At 60.7% G+C, this 17,911-nt stretch carries 7 protein-coding genes; 4 read left to right on the top strand and 3 right to left on the bottom strand.

The window, feature by feature from the left end; all coding sequences use genetic code 11:
- Window positions 1–99 precede the first annotated feature (99 nt).
- Window positions 100–6,453: a hypothetical protein gene (locus VGY55_11425; GenBank protein ID HEV2970570.1), complete on the top strand. Its 6,354-nt coding sequence runs from the start codon at window positions 100–102 to the stop codon at window positions 6,451–6,453.
- Window positions 6,454–6,465: 12 nt separating this feature from the next.
- On the opposite strand, the gene VGY55_11430 is transcribed toward VGY55_11425, so the two are convergent.
- Window positions 6,466–7,788 carry an outer membrane protein transport protein gene (locus VGY55_11430; protein HEV2970571.1) on the bottom strand — a complete coding sequence of 441 codons (1,323 nt, stop codon included), beginning with the start codon at window positions 7,786–7,788 and terminating at the stop codon, window positions 6,466–6,468.
- 586 nt (window positions 7,789–8,374) lie between these two features.
- Here VGY55_11430 and VGY55_11435 point away from each other — a divergent pair.
- Genes VGY55_11435 through VGY55_11445 form a run of 3 tightly spaced genes read left to right on the top strand, consistent with a single transcriptional unit; the run spans window position 8,375 to window position 15,732 of the window.
- Complete coding sequence (locus tag VGY55_11435; protein ID HEV2970572.1) at window positions 8,375–8,683, top strand: Hpt domain-containing protein; 309 nt, start codon at window positions 8,375–8,377, stop codon at window positions 8,681–8,683.
- A gap of 59 nt (window positions 8,684–8,742) precedes the next feature.
- Complete coding sequence (locus VGY55_11440; protein ID HEV2970573.1) at window positions 8,743–9,807, top strand: HD domain-containing phosphohydrolase; 1,065 nt, start codon at window positions 8,743–8,745, stop codon at window positions 9,805–9,807.
- Window positions 9,808–9,834: 27 nt separating this feature from the next.
- Window positions 9,835–15,732: a response regulator gene (locus tag VGY55_11445; GenBank protein HEV2970574.1), complete on the top strand. Its 5,898-nt coding sequence runs from the start codon at window positions 9,835–9,837 to the stop codon at window positions 15,730–15,732.
- Between the two features lie 11 nt (window positions 15,733–15,743).
- Here the strand turns inward: VGY55_11445 and VGY55_11450 are convergent, their stop codons facing one another.
- The gene (locus tag VGY55_11450; GenBank protein HEV2970575.1) at window positions 15,744–16,757 is read right to left on the bottom strand and encodes a class I SAM-dependent methyltransferase; all 1,014 of its coding nucleotides are present in this window, start codon (window positions 16,755–16,757) and stop codon (window positions 15,744–15,746) included.
- A gap of 569 nt (window positions 16,758–17,326) precedes the next feature.
- Window positions 17,327–17,761 (bottom strand): nucleotidyltransferase domain-containing protein, encoded by a 435-nt coding sequence (locus VGY55_11455; protein HEV2970576.1) that lies wholly within the window; start codon window positions 17,759–17,761, stop codon window positions 17,327–17,329.
- Window positions 17,762–17,911: the final 150 nt, after the last annotated feature.

Below are 17,911 nucleotides of genomic sequence, written 5' to 3' on the forward strand. Positions count from 1 at the left end.
CGTCGCGATGCGCGCCGCGCATGGTAGCCTTTCTTGGGCCAATCGGGCGTTTTGGCAGTTCACCGGGCAAGGTCTTTCTTTCCAACGAATGGTTGTGCTATGAATCGATCTCATCTTCGTCTTGCCGCGGCAGTTTTCGTCATAACAGCGTTTGCTTACCGGACAAACTCGGCTAGAGCCGGCGAGATCGGTTGGATCGAAGATTATTCGCTCGCCGCGGACCGCTCGGCGCCGCTCAAGCAGCTCATCCCCGGCACGGAAGATTATTACTACTATTACTGCCTTTACTACCAATCGACCGAGCAATGGCAGAAGGTCGATGCGACGCTCAAGACCTGGGTCGCCCGCTACAACTACACGCCGCGCGCGATCGAGATCGAGAATCGCCAGGCGCTGCTGACTTACGACACGAACCCGCAGCGCGCGTTGGACCTGATCCGCAACCGGCTCAATTTGCAGTTCAACCATCAGCGCGAAGAGTTGAACCAAAAGCCGAACCTGCCGACGAAGCTCGACCCGGCGATCATCTCGCGCCAGCGGCTGAACCCGCAGGCGTTCAACCAGTTTCCCAACACGCTTCAGGGATTCGAAGACTCGGCCCTCGATTGGCTCGCGGCCGCCGAGTTGAATCCCGATCAGCGGCGGCAATTGCTGTCGCGGTTGCAGAGGCCCGATGTTCCGAACCTGGTCAAGCGGGTCATCGACGATTTGAATTTCGTGAACAGTGGCGGGTTCGGCCAGTTCGAGATTCATCGCCGACTGTTGTTGGATCAGCTCGGCGAATGTCTGAAGCTCAAGCCCGAGCTGCGGAATCAGCAGAATTTCGTCGACGTTTATCTGGCTCGATTGCATCCCTCGAACGATCTCAATTGGCGGCAGGACCCGGCGGCGCTCGCGGCCTACCTCGATCGGCTTTGGGATTTCGCCAAGACGCTCGAATCGGCGCATAACTCGCTCAAGGCCCACATTCTCTATCACCGCCTGGTGCTTGACCGCTCGCAGGGAAAGTACGATCCCGAGCGGTTCATGGAGTACATCAAATTGCCGAAACACGTGAGCTACATCGCGCCGAGATTTATGGAGCCATTCGAGCGGCAGCAGCACGCCGCCAATCTGCAACAAGACTTCTCTCCGACGACAATGCTCCCGATCATCGGCGACGACGAGCCGCTCGTGCGGAGCTATCTGCAGCAATTCTTTCTCGAGGCCGACGACTACGCCGCCTATTCGCCCTACATCAACGATCAATACCTCAAGCAGGTCTTCGCCGAGACGAAGATCGTCAACGGCCTCGGCGATTCAGAGAAGCTCTACTCGATGTTGCCGCCGGAGGCCTACAAGCAGCTCAAGGAGCGGATCGACCTCGATTTTGCCTACACGAACAGGACCGAACTGGCCCCCGACGATCCGGTGGGGCTTGATCTTTTCGTGAAGAATGTCGACACGCTGATCGTCAAGGTCTTCGAGGTGAACACGCAGAACTTCTATCGCGAGAATCTCAAAGAGATCGGCCCGGACATCAATCTCGACGGCTTGGTGGCGAACGAGGAGAAGACCTACGCGTACAAAGAGCCGGCGCTGCGGCGAGTGCGGCGGCATTTCGAGTTTCCTTCGCTCAATCATCGCGGAGTGTACGTCGTCGATTTCATCGGCAACGGCAAGGCCAGCCGGGCGCTGATTCATAAGGGCAAGCTGCAATTTCTCGTCCGCACGAGCGTGGCGGGACAAATCTTCACCGTGCTCGACGAGCGGAACAAGCCGGCCCCCGAGGCCACGCTGTGGCTGGCCGGCACGCTTTACATGCCGGACAAGGACGGCACGATCGCCGTGCCCTTCTCGAATCAGCCGGCTCGCCAGCCGATCGTGCTCTCGCTCGGCGGCTTTTCGTCGCTCGAATACTTCCAGCAGGAGCCGGAGAACTATCAACTCGCGGCAGGCATTTACGTCGATCGCGAGGAACTGATCGCCCGCCGCAAGGCCCAGTTGATCGTGCGCCCGCAGCTTTCGCTTAACGGCACACCGGTCTCGCGCAAAGCGCTGGAGGAAGTGCGGCTCGTAATCACTTCGACCGACCTCGATGGCGTGGCCAGCACGAAGGAGGCGGCCGATTTCAAGCTCTTCGAGGACCGCGAGACGGTCTACGAATTTCAGGTTCCGCAGCGGCTGGCGAAAATCCAGTTCCTCCTCAAGGCCAAGGTTCAGAATCAGAGCCGCAATCAGAAAATCGACCTGGCGGCCGAACAGTCGTTTTCGGTCGACGAAATCGACCGGACGGACAAGACCGAGGACCTGCATTTCTGCCGCATCGAAAACGACTATGTGATCGACCTTTTAGGGAAGACGGGCGAAGCGAAGGCCGATCGACCCCTGCAAATCACCCTCAAGATGCGCGACTATACGCAGCCGGTCTATACGTCGCTGCAAACGGACACGCGCGGGCGAGCGGTACTCGGGCCGCTGCCGGGCGTCGTCAGCGTGACGGCGACCGATCCGCAGGGCGTTTCTCACACGTGGAATCTGCGCCGCGATGAACACACTTATGCCCAAACGATCCAAGGCGAAGCGGGCAAACCGATCGAAGTCCCTTACATGGGCGCGAAGGACAAGCCGGATCGCGCCGAGTTGTCGCTGTTGGAGCTGCGCAGCGACCGATTCGCCATCGATCGCTTCGAGAACCTGTCGATCGAAGATGGCATGCTTGTGATCGATAAATTGCCGCCGGGCGATTATTCGCTGTTGTTCAAGGAAACGGGACGGCAGATCAATCTGCGGCTCACCAAAGGGACGCGGCGCGACGGTTATGTGCTGGGCGATTATCGCAAGCTCGAAGCGAAAAACGGCCATCCGTTGCAAATCAAGTCGGTCCAGGTGACGGACGCCGCGGTGCGATTGCGGATCGACAATGCCACGAAGTTCACGCGCGTGCACATCTTCGCGACGCGCTTCCAACCGGCGTTCTCGGCATACGACGAGCTGTCATACATCGCCGCGCCCGAGCCGTATTCCATAACCACGCCGCGCGCCGAATCCCGATACGTCGCCGGCCGGAACATCGGCGATGAATATCGGTATATCATCGATCGCAAGTTCGCCAAGAAGTATCCCGGCAATATGCTGGAGCGGCCGAGCCTGCTGTTGAACCCGTGGGCGATCCGCAGCACGGAGACCGGCCAGCAAGAGGCGCAGGCCGGAGAAGACTTCAAGGGCGCGGGTGGGACGGGCAGCATCGCGCCGTTTCCAACGAACTTAACCCTCCAAGTTCCGAAAGAAGGCGACTTCGCCGATCTCGATTTCCTGGCTTCCAGTTCGCTCGTCGTCGCCAATGTCGTGCCGGACAAGAACGGCGTGATCGAATTGAAGCGAGCCGATTTGGGCCCGCATCAAGAATTGCTGTTCGTGGCCGTCGATCCGGAAAACACCGTGAGCCGGATCGTCAGCCTCCCCGATCCCAAGGCTGACTTTCTCGATCTGCGGCTGGCGAAGGGGCTCGACCCGAAGCAGCATTTCACCCAGCAAAAGCGGATCAGCATCCTGCCAGCGAAGGGAACGCTGGTGATCCCCGACATCACGAGCACGCACTTCGAGTCTTACGACAATCTGGCCCGCGTGTACGCGCTTTATGCCGCGCTGAACAACGATCCGAAGCTCGTGGAATTCGGCTTTGTCCGCGATTGGCCGTCGCTGAAGCTCGAAGAAAAGCGGGCGCTCTATCTCAAGTATGCAAGCCACGAACTGCACCTATTTCTCTATAGGAAGGACCCCGAGTTTTTCAAGTCGGCGATCCGGCCCTATCTGGCGAACAAAAAGGAGAAGCAATTCCTCGATCATTGGTTGTTGGAAGACGATTTGGGCGAGTACCTCAAGCCGTGGAACTTCGAGCAGCTCAACGCGCTCGAGCGGATTCTGCTGGCACAACGCGTCGAGGGGCAGCGACGCGTTGTGGTCCGGCTGGTGACGGACCAATTCAATCTGTTGCCACCCGACCCGGAGCGGTTCAATCACCTGTTCGAGACGGCGCTCAAGGGAAGCGAGCTCGAAACCAGCGATGCCCTCGGACTTCGCGAGGCCCTTGAGAAAGAGGACAAGGCGCCGGTTCTCGGCGATAAGGTCGCACTCGGTGGAGTGCAGGCCCGGATCCTGGCTGATAGCCCAGAAACACCCCCGATTGCCGCCGCCATGCCTCCCGCCGCGCCCGAGGCGGGCGCGAGTAAACCTGCAAACATGGCCTACGGTTTTGCCAAAAAATCGTTGGCCGAGAATCTCCGCCGCAGCGGCGCGCTGAAAGACGGATTCCGCGGCGTGGATGCATTCAACGACCGCGACGACGTCGCCTCCCTCGCCGACGATCGCGCCAAACTCGGCCGTATGTTGCAATACTATCGCAAGCTCGACAAAACCATGGAATGGGTGGAAAGTAGCTACTACAAGCTGCCCCTCGATCAGCAAACGGCCGCGCTCATTGCGACCAATGCCTTCTGGCGCGACTACGCCGCCCACGATCCCGATCAGCCGTTCTTCTCGACCAACATGGCTGAGGCGACGCACAATTTCCCAGAGATGCTGGCGGCGTTGTCGCTCGTGGACCTGCCGTTCAAGGCTGCGGAGCACAAGACCGAGTTCAAGGGAACTCGGATGACGCTCACGGCCGGCAGCCCGATGATCGTCTATCACGAAGAGATTCAACCGGCCGAGAAAGTGGCCGAGCACACGCCGATCCTCGTCAGCCAGAATTTCTTTCGCAACGGCGACCGCTTCCGTCAGGAGGGGGCCGAGCAAGTGGACAAGTTCGTCACCGACGAATTCCTCATCGACGTGGTCTATGGCTGCCAAATCGTCGTGACCAATCCCACGTCGTCGAAGAAAAAGGTGGATGTGCTGCTGCAGATTCCCGCCGGGGCGCTGCCCGTCGCAAACGGCCAATACACCCGGAGCGTACATCTCGATCTCGATCCCTATCACACGCAAACGCTCGAATACTATTTCTACTTTCCGGCGCCCGGCAAATTCCCGCACTATCCGGTGCAAGTGGCCGGCAACGGCGAGGTGTTGGCCTTCGCATCCCCGTTCACATTCAACGTCGTCCGCGAACTTACCAACATCGACAAACAGTCTTGGGACTACATCTCGCAACACGGCAGCGAACAAGACGTGCTCGGTTTCCTCAATTCGGAAAACGTGCTCCGAGTGAACCTTGACCGCATCGCCTGGCGGATGAAGGACAAGGCGTTCTTCGAGAATGTGATCGGCTTGCTCGCCGCGCGGCATATCTACAACCACACGCTCTGGTCCTACGGAGTGAAGCACAACGACGTGCCGGCGATCCGCCAATTCCTGCAATTCGCGGGAGATTTCGTTCCTCAATGCGGTGACTGGATCGACAGTCCGCTGGTGACGATCGATCCGGTCGTCCACCACGCTTACGAGCACATGGACTACAAGCCGCTGGTGAACGCGCGGGTTGGCCAACTCGGGCGAAAGCGCGAGATTCTCAATGATCGCTTCCTCGCCCAATACGAGCGGTTGCTCAAGATCCTCAGCTATCGCCGGCAGCTCGATAGCGCCGAGATGATGTCGATCGTGTATTACCTGCTGCTTCAGGATCGCGTGGACGAGGCGCTGGAATTCTTCGGCCGAGTGAACGTCGAGCAACTTGCCACGCGGCTTCAGTACGATTACTTCGCCGCCTACCTGGATTTCTGCAAGTCGGAGCCAAAGCTGGCCCGGCAGATTGCCGCCAAATACGCCGATTATCCCCTCGATCGCTGGCGATTGGCGTTTGCGAACATCGTCAATCAGGCCGATGAGATCGGCAAAGCCGAGATCAAAGTGGCCGACAAGGAAGATCGGACTCAGACGCAAACCAAGGAAGCCGCCGCGACGCCGTCGTTCGATTTCACCGTCGAGGCCAAGAAAGTGAAGCTCAATTTCCAGAGCCTCAAGCAAGTGCGGGTGAACTACTACCAGATGGACATTGAGCTGCTCTTCAGTCGCAATCCATTCGTGCAGGGAGAGGCGAAGCAGTTCTCGAACATCCTGCCGAACCAATCGGAAACGATCGACTTGCCGGCCGACGCCGCGAGCTTCGAGTTCCGGCTGCCCGACAAGCTCGTCAACAGCAACCTGCTGGTCGAGATCGCGGGCGCGGGCCAAACGCAGTCCCAGGCCTACTACTCGAACGCCCTGCACGTGAAAACGATTGAGAATTACGGCGAAGTCCGCGTAACGCTCGACAAGGATTCAACCCCGCTCTCGAAGGTCTATGTCAAGGTCTACGCCCGCATGAAGGACGGCGCCGTGCGGTTCTACAAAGACGGCTACACCGACCTTCGCGGCCTGTTCGACTACACGTCGCTCAGCACGAACGAGCTGGACTTCGTGGATAAGTTCTCGATTCTGATCTTGAGCGAAGACCACGGCGCCGTGGTCCGCGAAGCCAGTCCGCCGAAGCGGTAGGGCGACGCGGAATCAGAACAGGACGGAAATGCCCGTATAGAGAAGATCAGCCGATGTCGAATCCGTGACGGAGCTGCCGGGTATCGCGCCGAGCTGCGTTTCGATCGGGCCGGTGACGCGGTTCTGAAAGGCGTGGCTATAGCTGATCGAGAGCATGCAGCAGGGAGTGAACTTGTACGACGTGCCAACCGACAGCACGTGTTGGGTTATCAGCGGAGAGGACATGTTGAAAAAGGCGACGTCGTTGCCGATCGGATTCTGGTTATAGGCGTAGCCCATCCGCAGGAACCAGCAGTCGGTGACCTGGTATTGCACTCCGGTGGCCATGCCGAAGATGCTCTTCCAGCCCAGGCCGGTCACCGATCCATCGGCGTTGAAGCCGGCCGTGCGGAAGCCGTTTGTATTGCGATTGTCGAAGTAGCGGAAATCAGAGGCGACGATCCAACGCTCGAACCCCGTGTAGGCGACGCCCACGGAGGCGATCATCGGAAAATCAAACTCCGACTTCACGGTTCGGGGCTGACCGATTTCATTGCTCGAATTGGCGCGGAAATCGTCGAACCACTGCGGGCTCTTGAGCGAGAACCCGAGGTTCCAATTCTGCGCCTTGTAAAAGAGGCCCAGTTGCGCGCCGATCCCCCAGGTGTAGCTTGTGGCCGTGCCCGATGGATAGGTGGCGAATCCATCGCCGTTCGCGTCGTCGGGCGCGGAGAAAAAGGCCGGATCGACCGCCAACCGCGCCAAGTCGAATGTCGGCGAAACGCCGATCGAAAGCCGATCCGTCAATTGGTAGGAAACGGTCGGCACGACTTGCAGGATTTCGACGTCGGCATAAACGTGGCCGACTCCGAGTCCGGCGGGGGGCGGCGGCATCAGAACCGGATTCGTCGCGCTGGCCGGGTAATTGGTCGAAAAACCGCCGATCCCGAAAACGCCGATGCCATACGTCCAATCCGACTCGTCCAGCTTCTTTACGAAAGCCATCGTCGGCAGGGGCGTCACGCCCGCATTGCTGTGATTGCTTCCTTGCAACGCCACGGGGGGAACGCCTGGGAAAATCGAGTTCGCCGGCAACGAAGAGGAGAGGCTCGTCGTCGGCAGCATCAGTCCCAGCCCAAAGCTGATCTCGGAAGAGTTTAGCCCGCTAATGGTGGCGGGGTTCCAGAACAGGGCTCCCGTGGCGTCGAGCGGAGCGGCCACGGCAGCGCCCCCCATCGACTGATTGATGGGTCCCGCTCCGGGCAGCGCGATTCCCTGGCCGGCAGCCTCGCGCGAGGCCAGCACGCCCACGAGCGCGCTCAACAAGACGAGCCGTAGGGCGAATCCGCGCATCATGAGCCGCCCCCCTCAAAAAACGTCGGAGATGGCCGCAAATCCGGCCCGATCGAGACGATCGCTATCAAAATCAATATCGGACCCGGACAAACGCCAAAAACAGTTTCTTTCGAGGTTTTTGCCTCTCGACCGGCACGTGCAAAAAGGACTCGCCGCCACGATAACCGACCTGAAAGCGCTACGCATCCATCACGACCGCTCTCCCCCACGGCCGCGTGCCCCACTCTTTGCCCGGCCAGTTACGGTGGCGTAAAGTTTAGCGGGTCTCGTTTGCCCCATGGATGCAGTCAGGCGCGGGCGCCTGTGAAGCGTCATGACGCCGCCCGTTAGGTGCGTGCGGCGGTGCCCTTTTGGCTTGGTCCCAGAGGCACTTCTCAATCGTCTGGGGAGCAACTATCTCATGAACAGGGCGCGCGACCGAAGCAATTATCCCACCTCTCTTGCGCCGGCTCTCGATCAAAGAGAGTTTGAGGCCGGCCGGAGTTTGGATCGGTCGGGTCTAGAAACGATTCGCACCGCGGAAGGCCCGATCGTCGATTCAACTGACCCGGTTCCACTGGACCTTGCTGAATTGCGGCGGCGTTGCATGGGGCGATTGGATTTCGCCGATCGGCTGCTGGCTAGCTTCGACAAGCGATTTCCGGTCGAGGTGCTGGAGATCGTGCAGAGCCTCGATGCGAACGACATGTCGCGACTGGCACGCCTCGTGCATCAATTGAAGGGAACGACGGCAAACATCTGCGCTCCGATCTTGCACCAGATCGTTCAGCGGATCGAAGAAACGGTGAAAGCCGGCGAATTGGCGGAAACGCGCCGCGCGCTGGAACAGCTCGAGCATGAATGGGAGAGATTTACAGAATTCAAAGAGTCGATGGGCGGGGCGGGCACGAGCTGAGTTGAAGTGTCGGCCATTCTACGCTCTCCACTTTGGGCAGGTTTGGGGAGAATCCTGAGATGCGAGTTCTTGTCGTGGAAGATGATCCAGATGCGCTGGCGATGCTCGAAAATGCGCTGGTCTATTTCGAGTATGAAGTCTCAACGGCCCGCGACGGCCTCGAAGCGCAGGAAATGGTCCGCAACGGCAATTTTCGCGTGATCATTTCCGATTGGGTCATGCCCGGAATGAGCGGCGTGGAACTCTGTCGCTACATTCGCGAGCGGACGTCGAGCGAGTACACTTATTTCATCCTGCTGACCGCGCGCGGCGGACGTCACAACATCATCGACGGCCTGCGCGCCGGCGCCGACGAGTTCCTCACCAAGCCGTTCGATCCCGCCGAGCTGGAAATGCGGCTTCACGTGGCCGAGCGCATTCTGTCGCTCGAAAGCCGCGACGTGGTGATCTTCAGTTTGGCCAAGTTGGCCGAAGCCCGCGATACCGACACCGGGGCCCACTTGGAGCGGATGCGCGAGTATTGCCTGGTCCTCGCTCAGCATCTCGCGCGGATGAGCAAATTCAAAGACGTCCTCGACGGCGACTACATTCAATTGCTCTATCTGACGAGCCCGCTGCACGATATCGGCAAGGTCGGCATTCCGGACAACGTGCTGTTGAAGCCGGGCCGGCTCACTCCCGAAGAGTTCGAGGTCATGAAGCAGCACGTCGCGATTGGAGGGCAGACGCTGAACGCGGCCGTGCAGGCGCACCCGCGCGCGAAATACCTGCAAGTCGCGCGCGACATTGCGTTCACTCATCACGAGAAGTTCGACGGAAGCGGCTATCCGTATCAGCTCCGCGGCGAGGAAATCCCGCTTTGCGGTCGAATCGTGGCATTGAGCGACGTCTACGACGCGCTGACAACCCGGCGCGTTTACAAGCCGGCGTTTTCCCACCATATGGCCAAACAAATCATTCTCGACGGCCGTGGCAAGCACTTCGACCCCGACGTCGTCGATGCCTTTGAGGCCAACGAGGAGCGCTTCATCGCGATCAAAGAGCAACTCGACGACGGCGAAGCGGGGGCCAATTACCAGCCCCCTTTCGCAAGCCTCATGCGAACCGGCGCCGCTGCCAATTGAGCCAACCCATTCAGTCCGTGATCTGCCATGGCAGCAGCAGGAAACGACCCCACGACCAGCGCCGCTGTTCGCCTGTCGCTCGGGGCGGCGGGCGCATCGCCCATCGGTGGCCGCTATTACCTGGAACGGCTCCTGAGCGCAGCGGGCGGCTACGAGACGTTTCTGGCCGTGGATTCGACAACGGGCGGAAAAGTCGTCGTCCGCACCGCTTCCGCCGCGATCGCGGAGACCGTCCAAGCTCGGCTCGAATATGAAGCGGCAGTGATCCGCGGCATCGAGAGCCCTTGGCTTGCCCCGCTGCTCGACTTCGGCCGTCAGGACGATCTGTTCTTTTGGGTTCGGCCATTTCTCGCCGGAACTCCGCTGCCGACGTGGTTGGCGAGCAAGCCCGCCCTCGAGCAGGTGCTTCGGATCAGCCGGGCGTTGTTTGCCGCACTACAAGAACTGCACGGCCGCGGCGTGCTCTGTCGCAACATCCGGCCTAACAATCTCATTATCCCCGACGATGCATCCCTAGCGGCGGCCGTGATGACCGATTTCGGTTTGGGGGGCCGCAGCGTGCTGAGCGCAGACGCCCGCCGCCAATCGGTGGACGACGCGCTCTACTTGTCGCCGGAACAGGCCGGCTCGCTCGACTACGACGTCGGCGAACCGGCCGACCTGTATTCGGCCGGCGCGCTGTTGTTCGAGATGCTCGCCGGGAGTTCGCCGTTCCACGGCGCGACCGTCGGCGCCGTGCTGCTGCAGCACATGACCGCGCGGGTCCCCGAGTTGCGGAGCCTGGGACTAGAGGTGCCGCGCGTGCTGGACGAGATCGTTCAGCGATTGCTCCGCAAGGACCCGCGAGACCGTTACCAGTCGGCCGCGGCGGTTCTGGCCGATTTGGCGATGATCGAAAGCGCGTTCGCGCAGGGTCAGCGTGAGCCGGATTTCGTGGTCGGCCTCCGCGACCAGCGCGGCACCATCACGGAAGCCGCCTTCGTCGGCAGGTCGCGCGAGTTGGAGCAGCTCGGCGAACAGATCACCCGCGTCTGCCAGCGAGAGTCGTCCCTGGTCGTCATCGAAACGGAGTCGGGCGGCGGAAAGTCGCGCTTGCTGGACGAATTGGCGCACCGCGGTCGTCGCCAAGGGCTATGGGTCCTGGGGGGGCAAGCGCGGAATCAAGTGGGACAGCACCCCTTCCAACTCCTCGACGGCATCGTCCACGAGATCGTTTCGACGGCGCGGTCGGAGCCTGGGCTCGTCGACGCGATTCGCGGGGGCCTTGGCGACCAATGCGACGCCGTCGGTGCCGCGCTGCCGCACCTCGCCGAGGCCTTGAATTGGAAAGCGTCGTCAAGTCTCGGGCCGGAAGCTTTCGGCGAATTGCGGAGTATTCAGGCGCTGGCAGCCTTCGTGGATGCGCTGGGCGCCGCCGGACGCCCCGCGATGATCATTCTCGACGATTGTCAATGGTCCGACGAATTGGCCGTCAAGCTCATCTCCGCTTGGGCACAGTCCTATAACGAGCGGCGGCGTCCAGATTCGCAAGTGCTCCTCGTCATCGCGTTCCGCAGCGAGGAAGTTCCCGCGGAGCATCCTTTGCGACGGCTCGCGCCCGCCGTCCATTTGCGGCTGGCGAAATTCAGTCCAGAGGATATCCGACAACTGATCGAGTCGATGGCCGGCCCCGTGCCCGCCGAAGTCATCGAGATCGTCACCAAGTCGTCGGACGGGAGCCCCTTCATGGCGTCCGCGGTTCTGCGCGGGCTGGTTGAATCGGGGGGATTGGTGGCTGAACCGGATGGTTGGCGGGTCGAGCCGCTGGCGATTGCCGGGTTGCAGTCGTCGGACCAAGCAGCGTCGTTTCTGTCGCGGCGCATCAATCTGTTGCCGCCGCCGGTCGTGGAGTTTCTCTCCGTCGGAGCCGTGCTGGGCAAAGAGTTCGGGCTGCAAACCGCCATCGCGCTTTGCGGGCAAGGACCGAGGGAGGCGCTTGCGGCGATGGACCTCGCGCGGCAACGTCACCTGGTTTGGGTCGGTCCAAATGCCGCAAGCTGCGAGTTCGTCCACGACAAAATTCGCGGAGCGTTGCTCGAGCGGCTGACTGCCGACGAACTGCGGAAGCTGCACCGTCGCGCCGCCTTGCACCTTGAATCGCAGCCGGACCGCAACGCATTCGAACTGGCCTACCACTTCGACGCGGCCGACGAAAGCGGTCTGGCGCTCGACTTCGCGTTGGAAGCGGCGGAACAGGCGCGTTCGCAACACGCGCTCGAAATCGCCGAGCAGCAATACCGAATCGCCGAGCGCGGCTGCGCCGCCGCCGACACGAAGACCCGCTATCAGATTTGCGAAGGGCTCGGCGACGTGCTCATGTTGCGCGGCCGCTATGCGGCTGCCGCGGAACTCTTCGAACGAGCCGCGGCACTGGCGGAAGGTCGGTTTGCCCTCGCCCAAATCAAGGGCAAGCTGGGCGAACTCGCCTTCAAGCGCGGCGACATGGAAATTGCCACGCAATCGTTCGAGCAGGCCCTGCGCCATTTGGGCCGTTATGTGCCGCGCAGCTCGTTTGTCGTCGCGATCCTCTTTCTTTGGGAAGCGCTCGTGCAGACGCTGCACAGCCTTTGGCCCTCGCGACTCGTCGCTCGGCGGACGAAATCTCCGTCGCCGGCCGAGTTGCTCAGTTGGCGGCTCTTCAGCCGGCTGGCCCACGGATATTGGTTTGTCCGCAGCAAGGTCCACGTGCTATGGACGCATTTGCGCGGCATGAATCTCGCGGAACGCTATCCGCCGACGCTCGAGTTGGCGCAGGCTTACTCCGAACATGCGCCGGCTATGTCGCTGCTTCCCTGGTATCAACGCGGCGTGATCTATGCACAGAAGTCGTTCGATATTCGCAGCTCGTTTCGCGACTTGTGGGGACAAGGTCAGTCGTTGGGCTACTACGCTATCGTGCTCTATGCCGGCTCTCGATTTTCGGAATGCGTGGAGAAGGGGCGCGAAGCGATTCGCCTGCTCGAACGGACTGGCGATTTCTGGGAGATGCACATCGCGCGTTATCAGGTTGCGGCGGCCCTCTATCGCCTGGGCGATCTGCCGGGGGCGATCGAGCTAGCGCGGCGGAATTACGAGTCGGGAATCCAACTCGGCGACGAACAGGCCTCGGGAATCAGCCTCGATGTTTGGTCGCGGGCGGCGCTCGGCAAGATCCCGGAAGAAATCCTTGCCGTGGAAATGAAACGGACTCGCCCCGATGCGCAGGGCACCGCCCAGACGATGCTCGGCGAGGGAGTGCGCTTGCTGGCGAGCGGTCGGTCCGAAGACGCGGCGAACGCCTTTGAATCCGCCTTGAGAGTCGCCAGGCAGGCCGGAGTGATGAACGCCTACGTCGCTCCCAACTTGGCCTGGCTGGCAACCGCGCGGCGCGTGCAAATCGAGCGGTATAATGGTCATCTCGCGAGCCGGCGTCGCGAGTTGCTCCGCAGCGCCGAGAAGGCGGCGCGGCGGGCTTTGCTCATCGCGCGCCGCTTCCAGAACGATCTCCCTCATGCGCTCCGGGAACGAGGCATTTTGTTGTGCTTGCGGGGCAATAGCCGCAAAGGACTCCGGCTTCTGTCCAAGAGCCTGGCAGTGGCCGAACGTCAGGGAGCCGCATACGAATCCGCTTTGTCGTCGCTTTTGGCCGGCCAGGTGCGTGCGGAACTCGGATGGACGGATGCCCAACGGATGGTCGCCGCGGCCGAAGCCGCCCTTCGATCTTTGGCCATGTCGCATCTACCCGGCAAGACCGGGCCCGAGGCGACGACGGGAGCGGCGACGTTGTCATTGGCGGATCGGTTCGACACGGTACTCGACTCGGGACGGCGAATCGCCTCAGCGCTATCGCCCGAAACGATCTTCGCCGAAGCCCATCGGGCCGCACTTCAACTCTTGCGAGCGGAGAAATGCCTGGTTTGGCAGGTCGAGCAAGCAGCCGAAGAACAACATCTTATCCCGATCGTCGGCCAGTCGGAGAGCGAAGCCGGTCAGTCGTTGGTGGAACGCTCGCTCCGGGCCGGATGTGCCCTCTCCGATCAGGATGAGTTGGCCGCGGAGGCCGGCATCGGCTCGTTGGACGCCACTCAAGGTTCCGCACTGAGCGTGCCCGTCTTGGCGCGCGGACAGGCGGTCGCGTGCCTTTCGGTCGTCCACGAGCAAGTGCGAAATCTATTCGGCGAAGACGAGAAACGGCTCGCCGATTTCGTGGCGACGATCGCCGGCGCCGCGTTCGAAAATGCCCAGGGCTTCCAGCAGCTTCAGCAACTCAATGCAACGCTGGAACAGCGGGTTGCCGAACGCACCGCAGCCGCGGAGGCTGCCACCAAAGCCAAGAGCCAATTCCTGGCGATGGTCAGCCACGAGATTCGCACCCCAATGAACGGCATCATTGGAATGACCGAACTGACGCTCACCACTGCACTCAACTCGCAACAAAAGAGCTATCTCAACATCGTCCGGCAGTCCGCCGATTCACTTCTCCGCCTGTTGAACGACATTCTCGATTTTTCAAAGGTCGAAGCAGGCCGCCTCGAACTGGAACGAACCGACTTTGACGTCCGCGAAGTGGTGGGAAACGCGCTGCAGGTCCGCGCGCGCGACGCCTCGCAGAAAGGTCTGGAACTCATTCAGACGATCTGTCGCGAGGTCCCTTGCCAGCTCGTCGGGGATCCCAATCGATTGCGGCAAGTCATCGTCAATCTGGTCGGAAACGCGGTGAAGTTCACCGACTGCGGCGAAGTTCTCGTCGATGTCGCAATCGAACACCAGACCGCGGACGGAATTCGACTCCATTTTTTCGTGCGCGACACCGGAATCGGCATCCCCGCGGACAAGCACCAATGCATCTTCGAGTCGTTCCGTCAGGCCGATAACTCGACCACTCGGCGATATGGAGGCACCGGCCTCGGCTTGGCAATCTCCGCTCAATTGGTCCAGCTCATGGGAGGACGGATCTGGGTTGAGAGCGAGCCGGGCAGCGGAAGCACGTTTCACTTTACCGCGGAGTTCGAGCGAAGCGCGAGCAGCGAAGCTCCGCAGATCGCGACTGCCGCGACCTTGCGGAGTCTCCGTGCGTTGGTCGTCGATGACAATGCCACGCAGCGGTCGGCTCTCGGTCGATTCCTGGCCGACCTGGGAATGCTGCCAACGCTCGCCGATGGCGCCAGTTCGGCAATGACCGAATGTCGCGCCGCCGTTGCCGAAAATCACGGATTTGACGTCCTAATAATCGACGGCGACCCGGCGACGCACGACGGCTCGGCGCTCGTCGAACACATTCGCGAACTGCCGCGGCTCAAAGCCTGCCCGGCGATTGTTCTGATGCCCGCGATCGAGCATTCGGATTCGGCCGGTTGCGAGCGCCTGAGCAATGTCCAATGCCTGACCAAGCCGGCGAAACATTCCGAATTGCTCGAGGCCTTGGTTGCCGCCGGCGCGTCGCGCGACGGAACGCGAAACCACGTCCGCGGCGATCAAGCCGACGCGGATCGGTCATTGCGCATTCTCCTGGTGGAAGACGGTGCGATCAATCGCGAAGTAGCGCTCGGACTGCTTGAACTGAAAGGCCACGAGGTGCAAGTTGCCGAGAACGGCTTGGAAGCGCTCGCGGTGCTTGAAAGCCACTTGTTTGACCTCGTGCTAATGGACCTGGAAATGCCGGAAATGGACGGCATGGAAGCCACCAAAGCCATCCGCGGCAACGAGGCGGTCACCGGAGGGAGAGTGCCGATCATCGCCATGACTGCGCACGCTGTCCATGGCTATCGCGAGCAATGTCTTGCCGCGGGAATGGATGGCTATGTCACCAAACCGATCTGGCCGGACGAGCTATTTGCCGCGCTGGCTGCCGCCGTCGGAGCGGCAAGCAACACGCCAGCCGGTTCGACGGAACTCTTGCTCCGCTGAACGAACCGGCGTCAGTTTCGCGTCAGTTGCAGAAAGACGATGTTCTTGCATTCCTCGGACACCAGGTTGATTGCCTGGACCTCGGCCTCGGGAATATCCATCGTCAAATCGATCATATCGTGCCGCGATCGATAGACCAGGTTCCAATCCATGAAGGCTTCCATGTAACCGATGTCGCGGATGCCGGGCAAAAAATTGGCGACGACGAGGCTTCCGCCGGGGCGCAGCATCTGGAACATCGAGGTAACGAGGCGGCGGCCCGTGCGCTGGTTCAAATAGTCGAATAGGCCCGTCGAATATACGAGATCGAATTCGGCCTGGTGACTTTGCCGCCCGAGCAATCTTGTAAATGACCCGGTGACCGTTTCGACGCCATAGCAAGCGTAGCAGCGCTGCACCTCGGCGGCGCTTTCCGGATCGGCGTCCAGGGCCAGAAACCGGCCGGTCCGGCGGCGCCGCACGGCGATCGAAACGCTGGCCTCGCGCAAGTGCCCGGCCGCAATCGAGAGGATGTGTGGTCGTCGGCGCTCTTCCGCCAACCGATCGATCTGGGCAGACATGAACGCGCGGCGCGCGCGAACTCCTTCCGACGCGGGCGCTAGGGTCGTATAGTCGAAAACTTGGCGCCCGATGGGCTCGGCCGGCGGCGGCACACGCTGGTCCTCGCGGCCGTAAATGAAATCCATCATTTCGGCGTCGCCGGCATAGCCGCGCGGTTTCGAAAACGCGCGGTAGGTAAACGGATCTTGATGGAGGGCCTGAAGGAGAGGATGTTGTCGGCATTTCGCGACGAACGCCTTCCAATCAGGAGCGGACGAACTCATCACGCGTTCGTGTAGCGCGAGAAAGAGTTCGTCGAGCGCCTGATGAACGCATTGTGGGTCGCATGATTCGGCGAGCCTTCGTTGCACGTCATCAAACAACCGCCAGTAGATTTGGTCCTCTTGTCGCTGGATTTCTTGCTGACGCAAGGCGTGACCATTCAACTCCGGCACGTGGGCCGCGTCAAAAGCGTGGTTCAACATGGTCGTTTAGGGTGTGCGGTTCCCTACCCCCTACACGTGGGCATCGAACGCCTCCGTCTCGCCAAGCATCGCGGCTCTTGGAGTAACGCGAGTGGAGAAACGTTCGAACCAAGGTGAGAATCCACCCTAGTCGCTCGCGCACGCGATTCCAATTGCGGTTTGCCGCAATTGAAGGAAAAAAATGAGAAGGCCGCCGCTAAGCGCGGAGCCATCAGAGATGCTTCGCCAACCGGAAAGGTTCGCCAAGCGCGCCACTATGCAGTCACGGGCCGCTTCGCCTCTTCGTTGCGATACGAAGCAGGCCTCGCGTTTCCGCGCGAACCTTCTCAGCCCATCGCACCGCCGAAGCCGCCTGGCGCTTAGTGGCGTTTTCACCGGGATACCGCGTTGCCACCGCAAACCGCGTCAGGAATTTGGCTCCGAGTCGAAGCGAATGTAAGCTGGGATGCGAGGGAATGAGCAAGACGACAAGCTCTTCGAGAATGTGGGTGCGTGGTACCGGCTGACCGAGTTCCTCCAAGAGAGCTTTTAGGTATTTTTCTGCAGACTGTTCTGCGTGAAAGCAAACTTCATCGTGGTGAGGATCGCTTCCCCGCGCGATTTTCTTGGCCACTACGAAATCGGACTCCGCTTTTCGCACCCATTGGGCCGTGAGCCTTTTCATAGAGCACTTTGCCCCTGTTCATCACTTCATGCAAGAAAGTGTCGCCTTCCTTAAGTCTCCACGCAATGTTCTTCGGGCTACAGACGATGAGGTCGAGCGGAAACATCGGATCGGTTACTCGATCGATCCGAACCGCCTGGTCGATCTCGTTCCGCGTCGGAACTACGACAAGAATATCCACATCGCTGTCGGCATGTGGCTTACCGTAGGCGTGCGATCCGAACAGGATGATTTTCTCCGGCTTGAAGCGCTCCGCGACGTCGCGGGCGAATCGTCGAATCACCGCCATCGGGACATCCCGTCCGCGATACCAGCGAGGCAGCTTCATGCTCGCGGACATAGAGGCTCTCTTAGAACGTGTTTGAAAAGGTCTTGATCGTCGCGGAAATAAGCAGTATTTACACGCAGCGTTTGAAACTGGAGGAACTTTTCTCGCTTCGGAGCACCTGGCATGGAAGCCGTCTATCCCACGGATTTGAGCGATGAGCAG

This window comes from Pirellulales bacterium (assembly GCA_035939775.1).
Classification (GTDB): Bacteria; Planctomycetota; Planctomycetia; order Pirellulales; family DATAWG01; genus DASZFO01.

Coding starts and splice junctions, on each gene's coding strand:
- VGY55_11425 (HEV2970570.1), top strand. CDS start 100: ATGAATCGATCTCATCTTCGTCTTGCCGCGGCAGTTTTCGTCATAACA.
- VGY55_11445 (HEV2970574.1), top strand. CDS start 9,835: ATGGCAGCAGCAGGAAACGACCCCACGACCAGCGCCGCTGTTCGCCTG.
- VGY55_11435 (HEV2970572.1), top strand. CDS start 8,375: ATGGGGCGATTGGATTTCGCCGATCGGCTGCTGGCTAGCTTCGACAAG.
- VGY55_11455 (HEV2970576.1), bottom strand. CDS start 17,761: ATGTCCGCGAGCATGAAGCTGCCTCGCTGGTATCGCGGACGGGATGTC.
- VGY55_11450 (HEV2970575.1), bottom strand. CDS start 16,757: ATGTTGAACCACGCTTTTGACGCGGCCCACGTGCCGGAGTTGAATGGT.
- VGY55_11430 (HEV2970571.1), bottom strand. CDS start 7,788: ATGATGCGCGGATTCGCCCTACGGCTCGTCTTGTTGAGCGCGCTCGTG.
- VGY55_11440 (HEV2970573.1), top strand. CDS start 8,743: ATGCGAGTTCTTGTCGTGGAAGATGATCCAGATGCGCTGGCGATGCTC.